General features: G+C 70.6%; 25 protein-coding genes and 1 riboswitch. Of the genes, 5 read left to right on the forward strand and 20 right to left on the reverse strand.

Annotation, left to right across the window (positions count from 1 at the left end; translation table 11 throughout):
- Nucleotides 1–50: 50 nt before the first annotated feature.
- The 3 genes from argJ to IW248_RS13375 all read right to left on the reverse strand — a co-directional run bounded on the left by argJ (nt 51) and on the right by IW248_RS13375 (nt 2,716).
- Entirely contained in the window at nt 51–1,223 is a 1,173-nt protein-coding gene (gene argJ, locus IW248_RS13365) for a bifunctional glutamate N-acetyltransferase/amino-acid acetyltransferase ArgJ (protein ID WP_124818771.1), read from the reverse strand.
- A 55-nt stretch (nt 1,224–1,278) separates the two neighbouring features.
- A complete protein-coding gene (argC, locus tag IW248_RS13370; protein WP_196927249.1) occupies nt 1,279–2,280 on the reverse strand; it encodes an N-acetyl-gamma-glutamyl-phosphate reductase in 1,002 nt (333 codons plus the stop codon).
- 112 nt (nt 2,281–2,392) lie between these two features.
- A complete protein-coding gene (locus IW248_RS13375; protein WP_196927250.1) occupies nt 2,393–2,716 on the reverse strand; it encodes a hypothetical protein in 324 nt (107 codons plus the stop codon).
- Nucleotides 2,717–2,957: 241 nt separating this feature from the next.
- Between IW248_RS13375 and IW248_RS13380 the strand changes: the two genes are divergently transcribed.
- The gene (locus IW248_RS13380) at nt 2,958–4,124 is read left to right on the forward strand and encodes a helix-turn-helix transcriptional regulator (protein ID WP_196927251.1); all 1,167 of its coding nucleotides are present in this window, start codon (nt 2,958–2,960) and stop codon (nt 4,122–4,124) included.
- A gap of 10 nt (nt 4,125–4,134) precedes the next feature.
- Nucleotides 4,135–4,845 (forward strand): 5-formyltetrahydrofolate cyclo-ligase, encoded by a 711-nt coding sequence (locus tag IW248_RS13385; protein ID WP_196927252.1) that lies wholly within the window; start codon nt 4,135–4,137, stop codon nt 4,843–4,845.
- Nucleotides 4,846–5,589: 744 nt separating this feature from the next.
- Here the strand turns inward: IW248_RS13385 and IW248_RS13390 are convergent.
- The 11 genes from IW248_RS13390 to IW248_RS13440 form a co-directional block, all read right to left on the reverse strand.
- Entirely contained in the window at nt 5,590–5,931 is a 342-nt protein-coding gene (locus tag IW248_RS13390) for a hypothetical protein (RefSeq protein ID WP_196927253.1), read from the reverse strand.
- 141 nt (nt 5,932–6,072) lie between these two features.
- Nucleotides 6,073–6,369: a hypothetical protein gene (locus IW248_RS13395; RefSeq protein WP_196927254.1), complete on the reverse strand. Its 297-nt coding sequence runs from the start codon at nt 6,367–6,369 to the stop codon at nt 6,073–6,075.
- 225 nt (nt 6,370–6,594) lie between these two features.
- Complete coding sequence (gene pheT / locus IW248_RS13400) at nt 6,595–9,141, reverse strand: phenylalanine--tRNA ligase subunit beta (RefSeq protein ID WP_196927255.1); 2,547 nt, start codon at nt 9,139–9,141, stop codon at nt 6,595–6,597.
- Nucleotides 9,142–9,181: 40 nt separating this feature from the next.
- Nucleotides 9,182–10,249: a phenylalanine--tRNA ligase subunit alpha gene (pheS, locus tag IW248_RS13405; protein ID WP_196927256.1), complete on the reverse strand. Its 1,068-nt coding sequence runs from the start codon at nt 10,247–10,249 to the stop codon at nt 9,182–9,184.
- 219 nt (nt 10,250–10,468) lie between these two features.
- Nucleotides 10,469–11,266 (reverse strand): TrmH family RNA methyltransferase, encoded by a 798-nt coding sequence (locus tag IW248_RS13410; RefSeq protein ID WP_231396302.1) that lies wholly within the window; start codon nt 11,264–11,266, stop codon nt 10,469–10,471.
- Between the two features lie 83 nt (nt 11,267–11,349).
- Nucleotides 11,350–11,742 (reverse strand): 50S ribosomal protein L20, encoded by a 393-nt coding sequence (gene rplT / locus IW248_RS13415; RefSeq protein WP_030488429.1) that lies wholly within the window; start codon nt 11,740–11,742, stop codon nt 11,350–11,352.
- A 32-nt stretch (nt 11,743–11,774) separates the two neighbouring features.
- Nucleotides 11,775–11,969, reverse strand: a complete 195-nt coding sequence (rpmI, locus tag IW248_RS13420) for a 50S ribosomal protein L35 (RefSeq protein WP_007458415.1) — start codon at nt 11,967–11,969, stop codon at nt 11,775–11,777.
- 20 nt (nt 11,970–11,989) lie between these two features.
- On the reverse strand, nt 11,990–12,640 hold the full coding sequence (infC, locus tag IW248_RS13425) for a translation initiation factor IF-3 (RefSeq protein WP_124818759.1): 651 nt from the start codon (nt 12,638–12,640) through the stop codon (nt 11,990–11,992).
- A gap of 583 nt (nt 12,641–13,223) precedes the next feature.
- On the reverse strand, nt 13,224–13,697 hold the full coding sequence (locus IW248_RS13430; protein WP_196927258.1) for a PH domain-containing protein: 474 nt from the start codon (nt 13,695–13,697) through the stop codon (nt 13,224–13,226).
- Nucleotides 13,698–13,947: 250 nt separating this feature from the next.
- Nucleotides 13,948–14,793 (reverse strand): ATP phosphoribosyltransferase, encoded by an 846-nt coding sequence (gene hisG / locus IW248_RS13435; protein ID WP_030488425.1) that lies wholly within the window; start codon nt 14,791–14,793, stop codon nt 13,948–13,950.
- 49 nt (nt 14,794–14,842) lie between these two features.
- Nucleotides 14,843–15,106: a phosphoribosyl-ATP diphosphatase gene (locus IW248_RS13440; RefSeq protein WP_030335709.1), complete on the reverse strand. Its 264-nt coding sequence runs from the start codon at nt 15,104–15,106 to the stop codon at nt 14,843–14,845.
- A gap of 133 nt (nt 15,107–15,239) precedes the next feature.
- On the opposite strand from IW248_RS13440, the gene IW248_RS13445 reads away from it, so the two are divergent.
- Genes IW248_RS13445 through IW248_RS13455 form a run of 3 tightly spaced genes read left to right on the forward strand, consistent with a single transcriptional unit; the run spans nt 15,240 to nt 17,692 of the window.
- Complete coding sequence (locus IW248_RS13445; protein ID WP_196927259.1) at nt 15,240–16,103, forward strand: ABC transporter substrate-binding protein; 864 nt, start codon at nt 15,240–15,242, stop codon at nt 16,101–16,103.
- On the forward strand, nt 16,100–16,945 hold the full coding sequence (locus tag IW248_RS13450) for an amino acid ABC transporter permease (RefSeq protein ID WP_196927260.1): 846 nt from the start codon (nt 16,100–16,102) through the stop codon (nt 16,943–16,945). Before IW248_RS13445 ends, IW248_RS13450 begins: the two co-directional genes overlap by 4 nt.
- Before the next feature lie 3 nt (nt 16,946–16,948).
- Nucleotides 16,949–17,692, forward strand: a complete 744-nt coding sequence (locus IW248_RS13455; protein ID WP_269155077.1) for an amino acid ABC transporter ATP-binding protein — start codon at nt 16,949–16,951, stop codon at nt 17,690–17,692.
- A gap of 36 nt (nt 17,693–17,728) precedes the next feature.
- Here the strand turns inward: IW248_RS13455 and ribH are convergent, their stop codons facing one another.
- The 6 genes from ribH to IW248_RS13485 all read right to left on the reverse strand — a co-directional run bounded on the left by ribH (nt 17,729) and on the right by IW248_RS13485 (nt 23,257).
- Entirely contained in the window at nt 17,729–18,229 is a 501-nt protein-coding gene (ribH, locus tag IW248_RS13460; RefSeq protein ID WP_196930178.1) for a 6,7-dimethyl-8-ribityllumazine synthase, read from the reverse strand.
- A 2-nt stretch (nt 18,230–18,231) separates the two neighbouring features.
- On the reverse strand, nt 18,232–19,497 hold the full coding sequence (locus IW248_RS13465) for a bifunctional 3,4-dihydroxy-2-butanone-4-phosphate synthase/GTP cyclohydrolase II (RefSeq protein ID WP_124821270.1): 1,266 nt from the start codon (nt 19,495–19,497) through the stop codon (nt 18,232–18,234).
- Nucleotides 19,494–20,177, reverse strand: a complete 684-nt coding sequence (pnuC, locus tag IW248_RS13470; RefSeq protein ID WP_196927261.1) for a nicotinamide riboside transporter PnuC — start codon at nt 20,175–20,177, stop codon at nt 19,494–19,496. Before pnuC ends, IW248_RS13465 begins: the two co-directional genes overlap by 4 nt.
- Nucleotides 20,177–20,821, reverse strand: coding sequence for a riboflavin synthase (locus IW248_RS13475; RefSeq protein WP_196927262.1), 645 nt, complete (start codon nt 20,819–20,821; stop codon nt 20,177–20,179). Before IW248_RS13475 ends, pnuC begins: the two co-directional genes overlap by 1 nt.
- Nucleotide 20,822: 1 nt before the next feature.
- Nucleotides 20,823–21,884 carry a bifunctional diaminohydroxyphosphoribosylaminopyrimidine deaminase/5-amino-6-(5-phosphoribosylamino)uracil reductase RibD gene (ribD, locus tag IW248_RS13480; RefSeq protein WP_124821267.1) on the reverse strand — a complete coding sequence of 354 codons (1,062 nt, stop codon included), beginning with the start codon at nt 21,882–21,884 and terminating at the stop codon, nt 20,823–20,825.
- A gap of 167 nt (nt 21,885–22,051) precedes the next feature.
- Nucleotides 22,052–22,222, reverse strand: a riboswitch (FMN riboswitch).
- A 78-nt stretch (nt 22,223–22,300) separates the two neighbouring features.
- Nucleotides 22,301–23,257 (reverse strand): response regulator, encoded by a 957-nt coding sequence (locus IW248_RS13485; protein WP_124821266.1) that lies wholly within the window; start codon nt 23,255–23,257, stop codon nt 22,301–22,303.

The raw sequence follows: 23,257 nt of genomic DNA on the forward strand, positions 1-23,257 counted from the left end.
CGGCCTTTCGTTCGCGACTGCGGGACTCCGCTGCGCTGCGTTCCTCGCGCTCACGTCGAGTACGCCGAGTTCTCGTGGACGTACGCGTGGGACAGATCGTTGGTCCAGATCGTGGCGGCCGACGTGCCCGCGTGCAGGTCGATCCGGATGGTCACGTCCCGCCCGGTCAGGTCGACCTTCGAGCGGTCCTCGGCGGCGGCGCCACCCCGGCACACCCACACCCCGTTGACCGCCACGTCCACCTCGTCCGGCTCGAACGCGGCGGCGGTCGTGCCGACGGCGGCGAGGATCCGACCCCAGTTGGGGTCGTTGCCGAACAGCGCCGTCTTGACCAGGTTGTTCCGGGCCACCGTACGGCCCACCTCGACCGCCTCGTCCTCGTCCGCCGCGCCGACCACGTCGATGGCGACCTGCTTGGTGGCGCCCTCGGCGTCGGCCACCAACTGCTGGGCCAGGTCGTGACAGGCCGCGGTGACGGCGGCGGCCAGCTCGGCCGGCGTCGGCTCGATGCCGCTCGCGCCGCTGGACAGCAGCAGCACCGTGTCGTTGGTGGACATGCAACCGTCGGAGTCGACCCGGTCGAAAGTGATCCGGGTCGCCGCGCGCAACGCCTCGTCCAGCGTCGCCGGCCCGGCCACCGCGTCGGTGGTCAGCACGCACAGCATGGTGGCCATCCCCGGCGCGAGCATCCCGGAGCCCTTGGCCATGCCGCCGACCGTCCAGCCGCTCCCCCGGGCCACAGTGGTCTTCGGCCGGGTGTCCGTGGTCATGATCGCCTCGGCGGCGGCCGGGCCACCGTCACGGGACAGCCTGCGGATCGCCGAGCGGACGCCCGGCAGCAGCTTCGGCATCGGCAGCCGCTCACCGATCAGGCCGGTCGAGCAGACCGCGACCTCACCGGCACCGAGGATCAACCGTGGGCTGACCGAGGTCAACGCGGCGGCGGTGTGCTCGGCGGTGGCGTGCGTGTCCTGGAAGCCGGCCGGGCCGGTGCAGGCGTTGGCGCCACCGGAGTTGAGCACCACGGCGCGGACCACTCCGCCCTGCACGACCTGCTGGCTCCAGAGCACCGGCGCGGCCTTGACCCGGTTGGTGGTGAAGACACCGGCTACGCCGGCGTCCGGACCGTCGTTGACCACCAGGGCGACATCCGCGCCGCCGCTGGCCTTGAGGCCGGCGGCCACACCGGCCGCCCGGAACCCCCGAGGGGTGGTGACACTCACGGCGCCTGCCTTTCGTTCGCGACTGCGGGGCTCCGCTGCGCTGCACTCCTCGCGCTCACGGCGCGGTCCCCCAGATCGACAGGCCCGTCGTCTCCGGCAGGCCGAGCATCAGGTTGGCGTTCTGTACGGCCTGACCGGCGGCGCCCTTGCCCAGGTTGTCCAACGCGCTGAGCACGATCAGACGACCCGAGTCGACGTCGACGGTGGCCTGCAGGTGACACGAGTTGGAGCCCAGGGTGGCGGCGGTGTGCGGCCAGCGGCCCTCCGGCAGCACGTGCACGAACGGCGCGTCCGCGTACGCCCGCGCCAGCACGTCCTGCGGGTCGACGCCGCGCGCCGGCACCGCGGTGACCGTGGCCAGGATGCCGCGCGGCATCGGCGCCAGGACCGGGGTGAACGACAGGCCGGTCGCACCGGTGGCCTGCTTGATCTCTGGGACGTGCTGGTGGGTTCCCACCCGGTACGGCGACAGGTCGCCCATCACCTCGCTGGCCAACAGGTGCGGCTTGGCCGCCCGGCCGGCCCCGGAGGTGCCGGAGGCGGCGACCACCACCACGTCGGCGGGGCTGGCCGCGCCGTCGGCGATCAGCGGCGCGAGGGCCAGGGTGATCGCGGCGGCGTAGCAGCCGGTGTTCGCCACCCGGGTGGAGTCGGCGATCAGCTCCCGCTGGCCGGGCAGCTCGGGCAGGCCGTAGGTCCACTGCCCGGCGTGCGTGCCGCCGTAGTACTGCGCCCAGGCGTACGGGTCGGCCAGCCGGTGGTCGGCGCCCAGGTCGACGATCCGCACCTCGGCCGGGAGCTGTGCCGCGAGGGCCGCCGACTCGCCGTGCGGCAGGGCCAGGAAGACCAGGTCGGCGTCGGCCAGGGTGGTTGGATCGGTCTTGCCGAGCACCAGGTCGAGCCCGGTGAGCTGCGGGTGCACCACGTCGACGCGGTGCCCGGCCTGGCTGTGCGCGGTGGCGGCGACCAGGTCGAACTCCGGGTGCCCGGCGATCAGGCGCAGCAACTCACCCCCTGCGTACCCGCTCGCTCCGGCGACCGCGACTCGGATCCCCATACTCACCTCCGCATGACTATGCAGCGAAGATTAACAAGGACGACACAGAACTGCAAGTTAATACACTGCGCTGCATGATGATGTAGTCCCAATTCCGATGAGCCAGAGCCTTTCATGCTTCTGGCTCATCGGGCTGCGGAGAGCCGATCTCAGTCCTCCGGTAGGAACGGGTGTGTCGGGCCGGCCAGCCAAGGAATCGATCAAACATGTCACTGGCGCACCCGGTGGTGGTGGGGTTGAGCTTGTGCAGGTCGTCGATGGCGTGGTGAAGCAGACTTGCCAGGTAGAGGAACAGGCTGACCGGGTTGCCGTCGTACTCGGTGACGAGAGCGAGCTTCGCCCGCCCACAGGGCCAGGGTTGGCCGCAGGCACGGCAGAGCCAGATCGGGCGCAGCGCGGTGTGCTCTCGGGGCCGTTCTCGCTCCTGGGCGCTCACTTCTTTCCCCGCTCAGTAGGTCGGGCTTGGAGTGGCAGCGGAACGGGCGGGAGCCCACGTAGTCGCCACACCTTGCACAGCGGCTTCCGCTCTCACCCGTTCCGGCCATGCGTCTACACAAGCCCCGGCGCTCGCTGGTGCCCAGCGCGGCAACGGCGCAGAACTGACGCATCCCCATTGCGTCACATGGCGTGAGCTGGATGAATGGACCGTGACGGATGGAGGTGAAGGGAGGCGGTACGTGGCGGACAGGCGTCGGCATCGGCTTGCCCAGCGCCGTAAGACGATCGGGCTGAGCCAGGAACGCCTCGCCGAAGCCCTCGGCGTCGACCGCTCCACCATCGTGCGGTGGGAACGGGCGGAGACTGACCCGCAGCCCTGGCACCGGCCGCGTCTCGCTGCGGCCCTCAAGCTGTCGATCGAGGAACTGGCCGACCTTCTGGCCGACGTCGGCCAGGCACCGTCACCGCCCGACGAGCGTCTCGGCTACGTGCTGCGCAACCCCGGCCGCGCCGACCTGATCGCTGTGGCGTACCTGAGGGAACGCGTGCAGCGCCTCGACGAGCACTACGACCAGACGCCCTCGACGCTCCTGCTCGCCGAGGCCGGACAACTACATGGTCAGGCAATCTTCCTTCGCCAGCACGCCAGCAACGGGCCGGTTCAGCGCGAACTGGCGGCAGCAGTCGCCGAGTCCGCGACGTTGATGGGTCAACTCGTCTGGGACGCCGCGCAGCGGCGCGACCATGTCTCCAGCGCCGCCTACTTCGACCAAGCGATCAGCGCAGCCCAGGAAACGCGGGACGCGGTCACCGAGGCTAACGCGTTGCTCCGCAAGAGCTACCTCGCCCTCTACGGCACCAAGCAGCCCCACGCCGGCCTCGTCCTGACGACCCGCGCAGCCGCCGTCAGCAACAGGGACAGTCACGTCATCGCCGGCCTCGCCCAACTGCATCGGGCCGAGGCACACGCGATGCTCGGTCAGGCCGCGGACCGCTCCAACGCTCTCGGTACCGCTGAGGCTCACTTTGCCGCCGTCGACGACCGAGATCCAGCCACCGACATCTTTTGCCCCAGCCACTACACGAGGCTCGCGGGCTCCTGCTGGCTCTCTCTCAACAAGCCAGACCAAGCGGTGCCAGCGCTAGAAAACGCCCGACAACTGATCGCCGCACGCCGCAAATCCACGGCCGTCATCCTCGGCAATCTCGCCCTCGCCAGCATCCTCCAACACGACATCGACGCCGCGACGTCCTACCTGCATCAGGCTGTCGACGTCATCGAGCGGACCCGTGCCGGCGGTGGACTCAACCTCGCCTTCGCCGCCGCCCGACAGCTACGCCCCTGGCGCAACGAGCCCTCGGTCCAGGACGTGAACGACCGACTCCTCACACTCATGAGCCCGTAGGAGCACCAACGTGACCGACATCGACCGCGCCAAACACGCCGTTCGGCAACACGTTTGGGACCTCCTCGAACGTCAAGGTGTCGTCCCACCCGGCGTGCACGGTCACATCCCTGACTTCGTCGGCAAGGAAGGGGCCGCAACCCGCCTCGCGGAACTGGACGTCTGGAAGAACGCCCGAGTTATCAAATGCAACCCCGACCGGGCACAGCTTGCCGTCCGGGTACGAGCCCTGCAGGAAGGCAAGCTGCTCTACATGGCAGTCCCGAAACTCGCTACACCCAAGCCCTTCTATCTGCTCGACCCCGCCAGCCTCACCGCACCAATCGAGACCGCAGCTACGAGTAGCGGTGCACCGCAGGTCGCTCCCACCGTGGGACCCGCCGAAATGCGTCCGGTGGACCTCATCGTCTGTGGCAGCGTCGCTGTCAGCCGCCAGAGCGGCGTGCGGGTCGGTAAGGGCACCGGCTACTCCGACCTGGAGATCGCCCTCCTCACCGAGGCCGGACTCGTCACCACCGAGACCGCCATCGCCACCACGATCCACCAGACCCAACTACTTGAGGATGTGCTGCCCGACACGGACCATGACTTCAGCGTCGACTTCGCGATCACGCCGAACGAGGTAGTGGCTTGCAGACCCGACCGGGGACGGCCGTCCGGCATCATCAGATCAAACCTTCTTCAAGATCAGCTCGACAGCATTCCTATACTGCGCGCCTAGCGACCTTTCGCCACAGGACGTCAGAAGGCCGAGGGCTGTCTCGCTAACGGTGTTTCCGGCGATCTTGTTCAGTAGGTCAGCGGCTGGGAAGCGGTCGCTGAACGGCCAGCTCGTTGGGAAGATGGCCACCGGCCTTGACCGGCCGCCGGTAGCGGGCGTCCAACGGCACCGCCAGGACCCCCGCCGTTCGCAGAAACACGGTCAACGGCGGGGTGTGTGCAGCCAGGCTCGACGATCTCCCACTCGACGTCGGTCAGGTCAGACGGGTACCGCCGCACACGATCCATACCTGCTTACCGACCGAGCTACACCCATCGACCGGACCCACTGCGCGACACACCCAACCGACCCACAGACCAAGCGCGCCCTTAGAGAGAAGATACGTTCGAGTCGTGGCGTTATCAGGGCGTCTGACAAAGTCCGATGAGAAATCGACGTAGCCACACCGGGGCTCGGTGTCTTGTTCCACTGCAACAACTTCAGGTGTGGAACCAACCCAGCCTCACCCTGCTACTGCACCGTCGCCCCGAGCGGCTAGCGCCGCGTTGATGAGTGCCTCAGGTATAACGCACCCACCGCGAGGACCAGGGAGAGACAACCTAGTGCCCCTGTGATCCACACCTGGTGCTGCTCATGCGGACGGAACAGCGGGGGAACTGACAGGATGAACGCGCCTGCCGCCAAGGCCATTCCGATGAGTAGCACCGCAGGAAGCAGGTTAGACATATTGCGCATGTCAAATCCTTACTTGAAGCAACTTGCGATTGCTGTGATGGAAGCACCGCCGATAGTGGCGTAGGCAGCGATGCACGCAATACAGAACGGGACACCGCCACCGACGCAATACCTCGTGCTTTGGGCTTCGTGCGACGTATCCGTCGAGCTGTTCTTCTGCAACTGAGCATCAGACATGTAGGGCATCTGTGTCCTGGCTGCTGATGAGTTGCCATCGCTGTAGCTGGTGATGTTGAAGTTCCCGGCGGCGTTCTCACTGATGTACGTCTCGGTGTACTGGACGATACTGCTTTTCTCGTCGAAGAGGACAATGAAGTTACTCGTCAGGCTGTAACCGGCGCCGATGGGCACGATCGCGGCCGGTAGGTGCCCTGCTCTGACGGGGTGGCGTAGACCTTGGCATCTGATGTCTTGAGCGCACTCTTCGCGACGCGAGGGGTGACCAGACGGCTTTTCATCGCCGCGGCCACATCGGTCAGGGCTTCCGCCCCGTCAACCCAGCCGACCCAACGTCCTCGCCCGTTCCACCCCTACCTGCGGCAACGCCTCACCGATGGCGTCCACCACACCGCCGACCTGCACACCGAGATCCTTGCCTGCGGCCAACAGGGCAGCCTGCGCGCACTGCAAGACTGGCTCACCACCAACCTCGCCGACGCCCGCAACCGCTGCCCGGACCTCGACGCCGTCGCCGACCTCGCCCGCCGGTTCACCGCACTGGTCCGCCACCAAGGCACCGGACAACACCTCGACGCCTGGATTCACCGCGCCCGACACGGCACGGCGCATGGTGGTTCATCTATCCGCCGCACGCGGCACGCGCCCAACGGGGCGTGGCCGGTCCAACGGCTTCCGAGCACCCGCCGAGCGACCACTCACCATCGACGTACACGAGAAGGGCCCCGACCCGGTGTGAACCACCAGGTCAGGGCCCTTTTCGTTGGTGCGCCGCCAGGGACTCGAACCCCGAACCCGCGGATTAAGGGATCGCGGGGCGGGGACGGGCCGGTCCGGTTACGCGCCGCGCAGGGTGGCGCCGAGGCGTTCCGCCGCGACGGCGACCGCCGCGTCCCGTGCCGCGACCGCCTCCTCGACGGTGAGCGTCCGGTCCGGTGCCCGGAAGGTGAGCTTGTACGCCAGCGACCGGCGACCGTCACCGAGCTGTGCGCCGGAGTACACGTCGAACAGCCGCACGTCCTCCAGCAGCTCACCGGCGCCCGCCTCCAGCGCCCGGCGCACCTGCTCCGCCGGCACCGAGTCGTCCACCACCAGGGCCACGTCGATCAGCGCCGGCGGGAAGCCGGAGACCGTCGGCGCGGGCGTCACCGGGGTGGGCGGCAGCGCGTCGAGGTTCAGCTCCATCGCGCTGGTGCGGCGGGGCAGCTCCAGCGCCGCGACCACCACCGGGTGCAGTTCGCCGGCGTGTCCGACGACCGAGTCGTCGACCCGCAGCTCGGCGCAGCGGCCCGGGTGCCACGGGGCGTACTCGGCGGCGCGCACCTCGACCCGCTCGTCGGGGACCCCGGCGGCGGCCAGCACGTCACGGGCCGCCTCGATCGCGTCCGCCCAGCCGGCCGGTCGACCCGGCCCCCACCAGCCGGCCGGGTCCAGGTCGCCGGAGAGCACCACCGCGACGTGCACCGGCTGCGCCGGCACCACCGCGTCGGCGGCCGCGAACTCGGCGTCGGTGGGGCGCCGGTCCACGCCCATCGCCGGCGGGCTGCCGGCGCCGATACGCGGGTGGAAGACCGCACCGATCTCGTAGAGGGCGAGGTCGCGGTGACCCCGGCCGAGGTTGCGCTTGAGGATGCCGAGCAGCGGGCCGAGCAGCGTGGTGCGCAGCAGCGGCTCCTCCTCGGACAGCGGGTTGGCCAGCCGCACCGCGGGCCGACGCGGGTCATCGGCCGGCAGGCCGAGCTGGTCGGCCAGCTCCGGCGACACGAACGGGTGCGCGAGCACCTCCACGTATCCCCGCTCGGCCAGCGACCCGGCGACGGCCCGGCGGCGACGCTGCCGCGGGGTCAGACCGCTGCCCGGAGGCGCGGTCGGCAGCACCGACGGCACCTTGTCGTACCCGTCGAGGCGGACCACCTCCTCGACCAGGTCGGCCGGGTCGGTCAGGTCGGGCCGCCAGGTCGGCGGGGTGACGCTCAGCACCGCGCCGACGCCGCTGGCCACGCCGACCGTGCCCGGGTCCTCGGACAACCGGTCCGCGCCCTGCGCGACGGTGCAGCCGACCCGCTCCAGCAGGGCGACCACCCGCGCCGGCGGGTACTCCACGCCGACCCGCCGGGTCGGCAGGTCCGCCGGAAGACTGATCGGAGTACGCGGCCGAACGTGGTCGATGTCCAGGATCTCCGCGCTCGGCGTGCCGCCGCCGTGCTCGGTGAGCAGCCGCACGGCACGCTCCAGCGCGACAAGCGCCACGGCCGGGTCGACGCCCCGCTCCCAGCGCTTCGCGGCCTCGCTGAACAGCTTGTGCCGGCGGGCCGTGCGCCCGACCATCGCCGGGTCCCAGTGTGCCGCCTCGAAGAGCACGGTGGTGGTGTCGGCGACGACCTCGCTGGTCTCGCCGCCCATCACCGCGGCGAGGGAGATCGGACCAGTGTCGTCGCAGATGACCATGTCGTCGGCGGTGAGCACCCGGTTGACGCCGTCGAGGGTGGTCAGCTTCTCCCCCGCCTCGGCGCGACGGACCACCAGCGGCCCGACGATCCGGTCGGCGTCGAAGGCGTGCATCGGCTGGCCCAGCTCCACCATCACGTAGTTGGTGATGTCGACGGGCAGCGAGATGCTGCGGATGCCGGCGGTGACGAGCCGCTGCTGCATCCAGGACGGCGTGGGCGCGCTCGGGTCGACCCCGCGCACCAGGCGGGCCGTGAACCGGTCGCAGCCGACCGTGTCGAGGACCTCCACCGGGTACGCCGGCGTCTCGGTGCCGCCCGGGGCCGGCGCCAGGGCCGGGTCGCGCAGCGGCACGTCGAACGCGTGCGACAGCTCCCGGGCCAGGCCGCGCAGGCTCAGCGCGTACCCCCGGTCGGGGGTGATCTCCAGGTCGAGCGCGACGTCGTCGAGGCCGACCACCGGGCGCGCGTCGTCACCCGGCTTGGCCGTCACGTCCGGCCCCAGCACGATGATGCCGGAGTGGTCGTCACCCAGGCCCAGCTCCTTGGCCGAGCAGATCATGCCCGCCGAGTTGTGCCCGTACGTCTTGCGGGCGCCGATGGCGAAGCCGCCGGGCAGCACGCCACCGGGCAGGATCACCACCACCCGATCGCCCTGGGCGAAGTTACGCGCCCCACAGACGATCTCCTGCGGCTCGCCGGTGCCGTTGGCGGCACCCACGTCGACCCGGCAGAACCGGATCGGCTTCTTGAAGCCGGAGAGCTCCTCGATCTCACGAACCTCACCGACGACCAACTGGCCGGTGACGGTCTCGGCCAGGTCCACCACGGACTCGACCTCGATGCCGAGGTTGACCAGGGCCTGCTCCAGGTCACCGGTGGGCAGATCGGCGGGCAGGTCGACGTACTCCCGCAGCCAACTGACAGAAACTCGCATGACTTCAGACCACCGTTCCCGTGTCTCGTACCCGCATCGCCTACGCCCCGGTCCCGAGCGCGCGGCTGAACCGCACGTCGCCCTCGAAGAGATGGCGGATGTCGCTGACCCCGTGCCGGACCATCAGGGTCCGGTCGATGCCCATGCCGAAGGCGAATCCGGAGTAGACCTCCGGGTCGACGCCGCAGGCGCGCAGCACCCGCGGGTTGACCATGCCGCAGCCACCCCACTCGACCCACTGCGGGCCGTCACGGTGCTCCGGGAACCACACGTCGAACTCCGCCGACGGCTCGGTGAACGGGAAGTAGTGCGGCCGCCACCGGGTCTTCGCCTCCGGGCCGAACATCGCCCGGGCGAAGTGGTCGAGCGTGCCCCGCAGGTGCGCCATCGTGATGCCCTTGTCGACCACCAGACCCTCGGCCTGGTGGAACACCGGGCTGTGGGTGGCGTCGATCTCGTCGGTGCGGTAGACGCGGCCGGGCACGATCACGTAGATCGGCGGCTTGCGGCTGAGCATGGTGCGGGTCTGCACCGTCGACGTGTGCGTTCGGAGAACAAGACCCGAACCCTCCGGTGCGATGTGGAACGTGTCCATCAACCCCCGCGCCGGGTGGTCGGCGGGGATGTTCAACGCGTCGAAGTTGACCCACTCCAGGTCGACCTCGGGCCCCTCGGCCACCTCGTAACCCATCCCGACGAAGAGATCGCTGATCGACTCCATCAGGGTGCTCAACGGGTGCCGGGCGCCACGCGGACGCCTGTCGTAGGGCAGTGTGACATCCACCCGCTCCTCGACCAGCACCCGCTGGGCCTGCTCGCGCTCCAGCACCTCGGCGCGGTCGGCGTACGCGGTCTCGATCGCCCGGCGGGCCTCGTTGACCCGCTTACCGGCGTCGGACTTCGCGGCCGGCGGCAACGCGCCGATCTCCCGGCGGGCCAGCGAGATCGGTGACCGGTCACCCAGGTGCACCGAGCGCAGGGCGGTCAGCGCGTCCGGGTCGGTCGCCGCTGTGAACGCCTTCGTGGCGTCCGCGACGGCCTCGTCCAGGGCGGCGGGGTCGAGCAGGGCGACCTGCTTCGGGTCGTACGGATCGTTGCGGTAGCTCATGGCGTACGGGCACTCCCTCACGGCGGCGCCAGCCCTCAGCGGGGCGGCTAGGCGAGTCTACGGACGCGCGGCTGTGCCGCAGCCCGCCGGTAGGAGTTGCGCAGGGAGCAGGTCAGGCCCGCCGCCCGCCGACACCGGCGGGCTGGCTAAACGAACGCCGTGTCGCGTTCATGGACGGACGCTCTCCCCTGCTGTCAGTCGCGCCGGAGGCAATCACCCTCAGCGCTGCGCTCTCGCTGAAGCGTACAGGCAGACCGCCGCGGCGGCAGCCAGGTTCAGGCTCTCCGCGCGCCCGTACAGCGGCACCCGCACCCGGGCGTCGGCGGCGGCGCTCAACTCCTCGGGCAGGCCGTGCGCCTCGGAGCCGAACAACCACGCGGTGGGCGCGACGAGCCGACCGTAGTCGGTCATGTCGTCCAGGTCGCTGTCGCCGTACCCAGTGGTTGCGAAGATCGACAGCCCGGCGGCGCGCAGCGCGTCGACCACCGCGACCGGGTCGCTGGCGCGGACCACGTCGACGTGGAAGAGGCTGCCGGCCGAGGCCCGCACACACTTGCCGTTGTACGGGTCGACGGCGTCTCCGGCGAAGACCACAGCACCCGCACCGGCCGCGTCGGCGGTGCGCAACACCGTGCCGGCGTTGCCCGGGTCGCGGATCTCGGCGAGCACCGCCACCAGCCGGGGCGCGCCCGCGAGGGCCTGCTCCAACGAGACGTCCAGGTGCCGGCAGACCGCCACCAGCCCCTGCGGTGCGACCGTCTCGGCCAGCGCCGCGATGGCGTCGTCGGTCACCTCGGAAACCGGCACGTCGGCACGGGCCGCCGTGGCGGCCAACTCCGGATACCTGTCGAGCGCGGTGGTCGTACCAAACAGTTCGGTGACCACGCCCGGCCGCGCGAGGGCCTCGCGGACCGCCTGCGGGCCCTCGGCCAGGAAGCGGCCGGTGGCGTCGCGGTCCCGGCGGCGTTGCAGACGGCGGGCGGCGACAACCCTGGGGGTACGCGGGGTGAAAGCCATGATGTGCGCTCCTCCGGCACGATTGAGGCGCCCCCCGGACGGCGATGCCGACACGGGAGACGCCTCGCTCTGGTGCGTGGGGATCAGGCGGCCTGAGCCGCCGCGCCGCCGGTGCCCTCGGCCGTGACCGCGGCCCGGGCCAGCTCGACGATCGCCGCGAAAGAGGCGGCGTCGTTGACAGCCATGTCGGCCAGGATCTTGCGGTCGACCTCGATGCCGGCCAGACGCAGGCCCTGGATCAGACGGTTGTAGGTCATCCCGTTGGCCCGGGCGCCCGCGTTGATCCGCTGAATCCACAGCTGCCGGAAGTCGCCCTTGCGGTCGCGACGGTCCCGGTAGGCGTACTGCATCGAGTGCAGCACCTGCTCCTTGGCCTTGCGGTACAGGCGGGAGCGCTGACCGCGGTAACCACTCGCGGACTCCAGCAGGGTACGACGCTTCTTCTGGGCGTTTACAGCCCGCTTGACGCGTGCCATCTCAACTCCTAATTACGTAAAGGTGGCGCGCGTCAGCGGCCGAGCAGCTTCTTGATGCGCTTGACGTCGGCCTTGGCCAGCACGACCGTGCCGGTCAGCCGGCGGGTCTGGGTGGAGGGCTTCTTCTCCAGGTTGTGGCGGAGGCCGGCCTGCTGGGCAACGATCTTGCCCTTGCCGGTCACCTTGACCCGCTTACCCATACCCGTGTGGCTCTTCATCTTCGGCATGTGGAACGTCTTCTCCCCTGTTACTCGCCGCTGGTGTCGGCGGCGAGGCCGGTGTCACCGGCTGCTGCGGTCTCGCTGACCGCCGCGGTCTCATCGGCTTCCGGAGCGGCGGACTCGTCCCCTGCCCGGTCCCGAGGTCCGCCGCGAGACGCCGTGGCGGCGACCGCGGAGGCCTTGACGGCCCGATGCGGGGCGAGAACCATGATCATGTTTCGACCGTCCTGCTTCGGAGCGGCCTCGACGTATCCCAGTTCCGTGATCTCGGACTCGAGCCGGCGCAGGAGCCGGTAACCCAGCTCCGGGCGGCTCTGCTCGCGACCGCGGAACATGATCGTCACCTTGACCTTGTCGCCCGCCTTGAGGAACCGCACCACGTGACCCTTCTTGGTCTCGTAGTCGTGCGGGTCGATCTTCGGCCGAAGCTTCATTTCCTTGATGACGGTCTGCTGCTGATTACGCCGCGCTTCGCGCGCCTTGAGTGCGCTCTCGTACTTGAACTTGCCGAAGTCCATGAGCTTGCACACCGGCGGGCGCGCCATCGGCGCAACCTCGACCAGGTCCAGATCGACGTCCGCGGCCAGCTGAAGAGCGCGCTCCAGCGGGACGATGCCCACCTGCTCACCCTCTGGGCCGACCAGTCGGACCTCACGTGCCCGGATCTGCTCGTTCACGCGTGGTTCGACGCTGATGGGGCCTCCTCGAGTCGTTTCTGCTCTGTCGCCGACCCCTGCGGCTCCCAGGAGGGAACCGACCCGAAAAGCAGAAGGCCCCGGCGTATGCCAGGGCCCGCTCGACCGGTCAGCACGATCACAAGGATCGCGCATCCGGCACCGGGACATGCCCGGAACCGGTGACCGGACCCGGCCACCGTAGCGGTGACTCGGGTGGGAGCAGGCGCCCCGCTTTCAAGGCTGTCTGCTCGCACGCGGAGACAGCCTGGTCGACTCGATAACACTACACCGGCGCCCCGGCCACCCCCAAACCGGGCACGACCTGCGCTCACACCGGCGCGCCGCGCCCCGCCCCGCGCCGCCGCCCCGCGCCGCCCCGCCGCCTGGTGAGATCCGCGCACTTTCCCCGAAACTGCTGCCTCAGGATGTCGGGAGGCAGCAGTTTCGGGGAAGTTGTCCAGATCTTGGCGTGGGTGCGCGCGCCCGTGGTGGGCGGTTCGGTCGCCGGCGGTGGCGGTGGCGGTGGCGGTGGCGGTGGCGGTGGCGGTGGCACGTGATTTTGTGGGTGGGCGGTTTCGCCGGGTCAGCGGCCGACGGCGCGTTCGGCGAGACGGGCCTGGTGGGCCTCGTGCAGCCGGCGCAGCGCGCGGACCCCGTCGACGGCCAACTCCTTGTCGGCGGCCTGCAACGCGACCATCGGCAGCAGGTCGTCGTCGTGCAGCTCCAGGCTGGCCCACGGCGCGCCCCGGTCGAAGCGCACGCCCCGGACAACCTCCCAGGGCAGCTCGTAGGAGCTGATGACGTTACGCACCCGGATGCCCCGCGCATCCGCCTCCACCCGGGGGCGGGTGAACAGCAGGAACCCCAGCGCCCCGAAGACGCCCAGGCCGATCATGGCGATCTGGTCGCCGCGCTGGAAGCTGCCGTAACCATCGCCGGTCGGGCCACTCAGCGACGTGGCGACCAGACCGAACACCAGTACCAGGACAACCGCCGCCGACCAGCAGACCACGCGAATGCGGCGGGGCTTCAGGCGGACCAGCTCGGTTTCACTCACCCCACCAGTCTGCCACCCACACTCCCCCATCAAACGCACCACCCGCCGAGCCACCACCGGAGAACCGCGAGCCCCTGTGCCCCCTGGCGAGCGGAAGGGTCGCCGATCTTGCGGTTTCGGTTGTCGGTACAGGGTGATATGCGCCTTGTGTCGGTGCAGAAAGTGCAAGATCGCGGAGCGAGGTATCACCGGAACAGGGGTGCCCCTGGCGCGGACACCCCGGTCCAGCGGCGCTCGGGACAGGGGACGGTCAGAGGCGACAGGCGTGGATGTTGGTGACGAGGATGGCGCGGGCGCCCAGCTCGTACAGCTCGTCCATGATGCGGTGCACGTCGTCGCGGAGCACCATCGCCTGCACCGCCACCCAGCCCTCGCGGTGCAGCGGCGACACGGTGGGCGACTCGATGCCCGGGGTGAGCCCGCTGGCCCGGTCCAGCAGACCGGCCGGCACGTCGTAGGCGAGCATCACGTAGCGGCGGGCCACCAGCACGCCGTGCAGGCGGCGCAGCAACTGCTCGGCCTGTGGTTGTGCGGGCGCGCCGGCGCGCCGGACCAGCACCGCCGACGAGCGCAGCAGCGGCTCACCGAAGACCACCAGGCCCGCCTGGCGCAGGGTCGCGCCGGTCTCCACAACGTCCGCGATCACGTCGGCGACGCCGAGGCGTACGGCGTTCTCCACGGCGCCGTCGAGGCGGATCACGTCGGCCTTGACCCCCACCTCGCCGAGGTGCCGCTCGACCAGCCCCGGGTACGCGGTGGCGATCCGGTGACCGCCGAGCTCCTGGACGGAGGCGATGTCGTCGGGGCGGGCGGCGAAGCGGAAGGTGGCCCGGCCGAAGGCGAGGTCGACGACCTCCTCGGCCGGCGCGGCCGAGTCGATCAGCAGGTCCCGGCCGGTGATCCCCAGGTCGAGGTCGCCGGAGCCGACGTAGGTGGCGATGTCCTTCGGGCGCAGGTAGAAGAATTCGACGTCGTTGGCCTCGTCCCGGCAGACGAGGTCCTTGGGGTCGGTGCGCTGGCGGTAGCCCGCCTCGCGCAGCATCTGGGCGGCCGGTTCGGCCAGGGTGCCCTTGTTGGGAATGGCGACACGCAGCATGACGGAGTGCTCCTTCGATCCGGATGGCGATCAACGGGGTTGGGGGCACTCACAGATGTCGGTAGACGTCCTTGAGCTCGAGGCCACTGGCGAGCATCAGCACCTGGACCTGGTAGAGCAGTTGGGAGATCTCCTCGGCGGTGCGCTCCGGCCCCTCGTGCTCGGCGGCCATCCACGACTCGGCCGCCTCCTCGACGACCTTCTTGCCGATGAAGTGCACGCCCTTGTCCAGCGCGGCGACGGTGCCCGAGCCCGGGGTGCCGGCGGCGGCCTTGGCCTGCAGCTCGGCGAACAACTCCTCGAACGTCTTCACGGGAAACGATTCTTCCAGCCACCCGGCCGGCACCCCGCGTCCGGGTCCGCCGGAATCCAGCAAGCGGACAATTTCCTACCAACATGGTGGGACAATTGTCGATCGACGCCCATGGAGCTCTACGCTGTCCGCCATGGCCAGCCGCTCACGTCTCCTCGCGCTCACCCTCGCCGGTGCCGTCGTCGTAGCCACCGCCGGATGCGCGCCACAGAAGGAGCTACCAACCCCCACCGTCACCACGGGGCTGTCCTGCGCCAAGGACAGCCTGCCCACCCGTACGCCGGGCAAGCTCACCATCGCCACCGACCAGCCCGCGTACGAGCCGTGGTTCTCGAAGGACAAGCCGGAGAGCGGCGAGGGCTTCGAGTCCGCCGTCGCGTACGCGGTGGCCGAGAAGCTCGGCTACGCCCGCGCGGACGTGGCCTGGACCCGGGTCAAGTTCGACACCGCGATCGCGCCGGGGCCGAAGGACTTCGACTTCGACATCAACCAGTTCTCCATCACCGAGGAGCGCAAGCAGGCGGTCGACTTCTCCGCGCCGTACTACCTGGTGCGGCAGACCGTCATCGCGTTGAAGTCCTCGAAGATCGCCGGCCGGAAGTCGCTAGCCGAGCTGCGGGACGCTCGGCTCGGCGCGCAGGTCGGCACCACCAGCTACCAGGCGATCACCGACGTGATCAAGCCGGCCGCCAAGCCGCAGGTCTACAACAGCAACGACGACGCCAAGAAGGCCCTGCAGAACGGGCAGTTGGACGGTCTCGTGGTGGACCTGCCGACCGCCTTCTACATCACCGGCGCGGAGATCACCGACGCGACGATCGTCGGGCAGGTGCCGCAGGTCGGTACGCCCGAGGCGTTCGGGTTGCTGCTGGACAAGAACTCGCCGCTGACGTCCTGCGTGAGCGGGGCGGTCGGTCAGCTCGCCGCGGCGGGCACGCTGAAGGAGCTGGAACAGAAGTGGCTCGCGCAGGTGGCGGGGGCGGCCGAGCTGCGGTGACTCTTCTGGATCACGTGCCGTCCGAGGCACAGCTGCGGCGGTCGGCGTACCGGCGGCGGCAGACCGTCTACAGCGTGCTCGTCGCGGCGTTCTCGACGGCGGCGCTCGGCACGCTGCTGGTGATCGCGGTGACCGGGGCGCCGGGCTGGGACCGGGTCCGGCGGTCGTTCCTGGATCCGGAGATCGCCCGCGACGCGCTGCCGACGGTGCTGAGCGGGCTCTGGCTCAACGTACGGCTGCTGGTGTGCTGTGCGGTCGGCGCGCTGCTGGTCGGATTGGTGATCGCCGTGCTGCGGACGCTGCGCGGGCCGGTCTTCTTCCCGGTCCGCGCGCTGGCCGCCGGCTACACCTACACGTTCCGCGGCCTACCGCTGATCATCGTGCTCTACCTGCTCACCCTCGGCGTGCCGGGGCTGCGGTTGCAGGGCATGCCGCCGGTGCTGGTGCTGGGTGGGGTCGCGTTGGTCCTCACCTACGGCGGCTACCTCGCCGAGGTGTTCCGGGCCGGCATCGAGTCGGTGCACTCCAGTCAGCTCGCCGCCGCCCGCTCGTTGGGCCTGACCTACCGGCAGACGATGCGGCACGTGGTCCTGCCGCAGGCCGTCCGTCGGGTGGCACCACCGCTGCTCAACGACGTGGTGGCGTTGCAGAAGGACGTGGGCCTGGTGTCACTCGCCGGGCCGATCGACGCGGTCCGCGCCGCCCAGATCGCCACCGCCCAGACGTTCAACTACACGCCGTACGTCGTGGCCGGGGTCCTCTTCGTGCTGCTCGCGATCCCGCTGATCGCGGTCACGGACTGGGTGACGCTACGCGCGGCCCGCCGACAGTCGGGGGGCTGACCCATGGCGTTGTTGCAGTGTCGGGGCCTGCGCAAGGAGTTCGGCGGGCACGTCGTGCTCGACCAGCTCGACCTGACCGTCGCCGAGCACCAGGTGGTGGCCCTGATCGGCGCGTCCGGGTCCGGCAAGTCGACACTGCTGCGCTGCGTCAACCTGCTTGACGAACTCGACGACGGCACCATCGAGTTGGACGGGGAGGACATCTCCGATCCCCGGGTGGACCCCGACCAGGTCCGGCGGCGGATCGGCATGGTGTTCCAGGCGTACAACCTCTTTCCGCACCTGAGCGTGTTGGACAACATCACCCTCGCGCCGCGGCGCGTACACCGGCGGGCCCGGGCGGAGGCCGAGGCGCAGGCCCGCGAACTGCTCGACCGGGTGGGGCTCGGCGCCAAGGCGAACGCCTACCCGGACCGGCTCTCCGGCGGGCAGCAGCAGCGGGTGGCGATCGTCCGGGCGCTGGCCAACTCACCTCGACTGATGCTGCTCGACGAGGTCACCTCCGCGTTGGACCCGGAACTCGTCGGCGAGGTGCTGTCGATGATCCGGGACCTGAAGGCCGACGGCATGACCATGGTGCTGGCCACCCACGAGATGGGCTTCGCCCGGGAGGTCGCCGACGAGGTGTGTTTCCTCGACGCCGGGCGGGTCGTCGAGAGCGGCCCGCCCGAGCAGGTGCTCGGCGAGCCGACGCAGCCCCGTACCCGGCAGTTCCTGCGCCGGATCATCGAGGCCGGTCGGCTGTGAGGGCCCGCTTCAGAGACGGCCGAGGCCGACGGCGGCTCAGCCGCTGAAGCCGACCCGCTGGGCGTTGCCCGCCGCCACGGTGCGCACGGCCAGTGCCGCGTCGAGCGCCGCGACGGTGGCGGCCCAGCCCTTGTCCTCCGCGGACCCGGGCAGACCGGCGCGGTCGCGGGCCTGCTCGATGGTCTCCACGGTCAGCACCCCGTGCGCCACCGGCTTGCCCTCGTCCAGCGCCACCCGGGTCAGCCCGTCGGTGACCGAGCGGCAGACGTAGTCGAAGTGGGCGGTGGCCCCGCGGATCACGACGCCGAGGGCGACCACGACGTCGCAGCGGCGGGCGAGGGCCTGTGCCACCACCGGCAGCTCGACCGACCCGGCGACCCGGGCCACCACGGAACGGGCGCCACACGCCTCGGCGGCGGCAACCGCACGCTCCAGCATGTGATCGGTCAGCTCGCCGTGCCAGCGGGCGGCAACGACCCCGACGGTCAGCCCCGCGGCGTCGACCGCCTCGACTCCCGGCTCACCGAAACCCGCCATCGTCATGCTCCGATCTCGTCGTTGGCGACCGGACGCCCCAGCGGCGCCTCGGACACCTCGTCCAACTGGTCCAGCAGGTGACCCATCCGGTCCCGCTTGGTGCGCAGGTAGCGCATGTTCTCCGGGTGCGCGCCGACCGGCAGCCCCTCGCGGCCGGTGATGGTCAACCCGTACCCCTCCAGCCCGGCCCGCTTGGCCGGGTTGTTGGTCAGCAGCCGCATCGAGCGCACGCCCAGGTCGTAGAGGATCTGCGCGCCGGTGCCGTAGTCACGGGCGTCGGCCGGCAGGCCCAGGTCGAGGTTGGCGTCGACGGTGTCGCGGCCGGAGTCCTGCAACTGGTACGCCTGCAGCTTGTGCAGCAGCCCGATGCCACGCCCCTCGTGCCCCCGGACGTAGAGCACCACGCCCCGGCCCTCCTGCCCGACGCGAGCCAGCGCGGCGTCCAACTGCGGCCCACAGTCGCAGCGCAGCGAGCCGAACACGTCCCCGGTCAGGCACTCGGAGTGCACCCGGACCAGCACGTCCTGGCCGTCACCGAGGTCACCCAGCACCATCGCGACGTGCTCGGCGGGGTCGTGCTCGGCGCGGTAGCCGAGCGCCCGGAACACCCCGTGGCGCGTTGGCATCCGGGCGTCGGCGACCAGCTCGACCTGCTTCTCGGTACGCCGCCGGTAGGCGATCAGGTCGGCGATGGTGATCAGCGTGAGGCCGTGCTCGGCGGAGAACTTCTCCAGGTCCGGCAGGCGCATCATGGTGCCGTCGTCGTTGACCAGCTCGCAGAGCACGCCCGCCGGACGCAGCCCGGCCAGCCGGGTCAGGTCGATGCCCGCCTCGGTGTGCCCCGGGCGACGCAGCACCCCGCCCTCGCGAGCGCGCAGCGGCACCACGTGCCCGGGCCGGGACAGGTCGGTCGGGTCGGTCGCCGCGTCGGCGAGCAGCCGGCTGGTGTGCGCGCGGTCGGCCGCCGAGATGCCGGTGCCGACCCCCTCCCGGGCGTCCACTGTCACCGTGTACGCGGTGCCACGCCGGTCCTGGTTGGTGTGGTGCATCGGCGGCAGGTCGAGCCGGTCGGCCTCGCTCTCGGTCAGCGCCACGCAGACGTACCCGGAGGTGTGGCGCACCATGAACGCCATCAGCTCCGGCGTGGCCAACTCGGCCGCGAAGATCAGATCGCCCTCGTTCTCCCGGTCCGCGTCGTCGACCACGACGACCGGCCGGCCGGCCGCGATCTCCGCGATCGCCTGCTCAATATCCCCAAAACCGGTCACGCCAGGGCCTCCGTGTAGGTGGGCGTACGGACGGTGGCCGTCGCGCGCGAGGTGCGCCACCAGGCGGCGAAGCCCCAGACGCAGAGGGCGCCGTAGATCAGGTACATGACGGCCGACGGGTAGAACCCGCCGCGCAGCAGCAGCGGCACGCCGACCGCGTCCACAGCGATCCAGAGCAGCCAGAACTCCACCCAGCCGCGGGCCATGCCGTAGGTGGCCAGCAGGCTGCCGGTGAGGATCCAGGCGTCGGGCAGCGGGCCCCACGAGCCCAGGGCCTTAAGTAGCGGGTACGCCGCGGCGGTGCCGATCACGGCGGCCACCAGCAGCAGCAGTCGTTCCCGTCCGGTGGCCCAGCGCGGGACGACCGCCGCCTGCCCGGCGTCGCCGCGACGGTTGCGCTGCCAGCGCCACCAGCCGTAGACGCTCACCGCGAAGAAGAACACCTGTCGGCCGGCCTGCCCGTACAGGTCGTGCTCCTGCGGGGTGGCGAACACCCCGCCGAGGAAGACGGTGAGGAGTAGCGCGTTACCGATCATGCCGACCGGCCACGCCCAGACCAGCCGGCGCAGCCCGAGCAGCGCCGAGACCAGCCCGAACGTGTTGCCGACGATCTCGCGGGCCAGCACCGGCGAGCCGGCGACCTGCACCTGGGCGTCCAGCAGCCAGCTGAGCGGGCCCATCAGGCCACCCCGCCCGGTGTCGAGGCCACCCCGCGAGCGTCGGCGTCGGTGACCCGGTCGCCGAGCAGCCGCTCGACGTACTTGGCCAACACGTCGACCTCCAGGTTGACCGGGTCGCCGACGCCCTTCGCGCCGAGCGTGGTCAGCTTCAGCGTGGTCGGGATCAGCCCGACGGCGAACTCGTCCGCGCCGACGGCGGCCACTGTCAACGAGACGCCGTCGATGGTGATCGAGCCCTTCTCCACCACGTACCGGGACAGGGCGGCGGGCAGTCGGAACCGGACGGTCTCCCACTGCTCGGCCGGCTCCCGGGAGATCAGTTCACCGACGCCGTCGACGTGGCCCTGCACCAGGTGCCCGCCGAGGCGACTGCCGAGCGCGGCGGCTCGTTCCAGGTTGACCGGGTCGCCGGGGCGCAGGGCGCCCAGCGCGGAGCGGCGCAGCGTCTCCCCCATCACGTCGGCGGTGAAGACCCCGTCGGCCACCTCCACGACGGTCAGGCAGACACCGTTGACGGCGATCGAGTCGCCGTGCCGGGCGTCGGACGTGACGAGCGGGCCGCGTACGCCGAGCAGCGCCGAATCTCCCGCCGTCGGCGCGACCCGGACGATCTCGCCCAATTCCTCAATAATGCCGGTGAACATCTCAGCCCTCCCTTTTGCGGGGCAAAGCGGTGATCCGAAGATCCGGACCGATCTGCGTAACGTCGACGAACTCCAGATCGATGGCCTCAGCGATGGTGGTCACTCCCGCGTCGACCAGAGCGGTCGGGCCGGCGCCGAGCAACCGCGGCGCGACGTACCCGACGATCTTGTCGACCAGGCCGGCCCGCAGGAACGCGCCGGCCAGTCGAGGGCCGCCCTCCAGCAGCACCGCGCGGACCCCACGCTGGTGCAGCGCCGCGAGCAGCGCCGACAGGTCGACCCGGCCGTCCGCGTCAGCGCCGACCTCGTCGGCGGTCGCGATCCACGTCCGCGCGGCGCCGTCGCGGACCAGGGCGTCAGCCGGGGTACGCCCCGAGCTGTCCACCACCACCCGCAGCGGCTGCCGGATGGCCAGGCTGCCGTCGCGAAGGTTGCGGGCGGTCAGCCGGGGGTCGTCGGCGAGCACGGTGCCCACCCCGGCGACGACCGCGTCGACAGTGCCCCGCAGCGCGTGCACGTCGATCCGGGCCGCCTCCGAGGTGATCCACATGCTGGTGCCGTCCGCCGCGGCGGAGCGGCCGTCGAGCGTGGCGGCGTACTTCCAGATCACATACGGCCAGCCCCGGCGCATCGAGGTCAGCCAGGCGACGTTGCCGGCCTCGGCCTCCTCGCCGCGTACCCCCAGATCGACCCGGACCCCGGCGGCGCGCAACGTGGCGGCGCCCCCGGAAGCGACAGGGTTGGGGTCGGGCACGGCGATGACCACCCGGCCCACCCCCGCCTGGACGAGCGCGGAACTACAGGGGCCGGTGCGGCCGGTGTGATCGCAGGGTTCCAGAGTGACGACAGCGGTGCCGCCCTTGGCCCGCCGCCCGGCCTGTGCCAGCGCGACGATCTCGGCGTGCGGTCCGCCGGCGTACGCGTGGAAGCCCTCGCCCACGACCTCGCCGTCCTCGTCGAGCAGCACGCACCCGACCACCGGATTGGGGCTGGTGGTGCCGAGCCCGCGCGCGGCCAACTCGATCGCACGCCGCATCGCCTCATCAACGGAGACGCTGGCCATCGCCCTGCCCCTGCCCTCTCACTCGCCGATCCGCGCGCGGGCGGTCAGGGAGGCGGTGGCCATGGGGCCACGGGCAGGCGGTGGCGGATTCCGGGAACGGCACAGCCGGCCCCGGAGGGTCGGGACGGCACGCTGAAGCCAGCGGCCGGCTCGGACCCGTCCGTCCCGCGCGCTGTCTCCCATCCGGACTTTCTGGGCGCGGACGAACCGCCCCCAACCGTCGGCCCCGGATTTTCACCAGGTCCACCGGACAGCAGAGCCGTCCGGGTCGCGGGCTGACCACGGTTGGACCGTGGATCACCGCCGGTTCGGAATTTCACCGAGTCCCGCCAGCGCGTGGTGGGTACACGGGAAGTCTTACACGCCGATGCGACTCTGCCGCCACCTAGGCGAGCTACTTCACAGCGGTATCACGCTCAGGTGACGCCGCGACGCCGGTCCACCGCCACGTACGAACCCGGTTGACTCTTGGCGACCGTCTTCATCTCCGAGGCCACCGCGATCGCTTCGAGGGGGTCGGTGAACCGCTTGCCGTCGTCGGAGAGGGACACCCCGATGGAGAGCGTGACCAGGGCCGCGCGCCTGATGTTGCCTCGTCGGTCCTTCAGCTCGACGAAGCCGCGCTCCCGATCGGTCGGGTCGTAGAGCGTGTCGGCGGCGTTCTCGAAGTCGACGACCGCCCGGGACGTCAGTGGGCGCACCTGGTCCGGGGCGCAGACGATGACGAAGTCGTCACCGCCGACGTGGCCGAGGAAGGCCGGCGGCAGGCCCACCGCCACGACCGCCCGGTGCAGGCTGCGGGCCAGCGCGGAGATGAAGTCGTCGCCGCGCACGAAGCCGTACCGGTCGTTGACGCTCTTGAACCGGTCGATGTCGACGTAGCCGACCGCGTAGTCCACGCCGTTTCGGACCCGGTCGCTGATCTCCCGACGGATCCGGCTGTTGCCGGGCAGCCCGGTCAGCGGGGAGACCTCCCGGAACTCCTTGTTGCGGCGCAACGTGGACGAGACCCGAGCCACCAGCTCGGCGGTGTCGAACGGCTTGACCAGGTAGTCGTCCGCACCGGCGCTGAGCCCGTGCACCTTGTCGACGGTCATCCCCTTGGCGGTCAGCATGATCACCGGAAGGGCGGAGGTCATCGGGTCCGCGCGCAACCGCCGGGTCAGCTCCAGCCCGTCGATCCGCGGCATCATGAGGTCGACCACCGCCAGGTCCGGCCGCTGGCGCTCGATGACCTCCAGAGCCTCCTGACCGTCGCTGGCGTGGATCACCTCGAAGCCGTGCAGCCGCAGGTTGAACTCGACGAAACGAGCGATGTCCTCGTCGTCGTCGACGACGAGAATGATGTCCTTGCGGTCGACCTCGGGCTCCAC

The organism is Micromonospora ureilytica (assembly GCF_015751765.1).
GTDB lineage: Bacteria > Actinomycetota > Actinomycetes > Mycobacteriales > Micromonosporaceae > Micromonospora > Micromonospora ureilytica.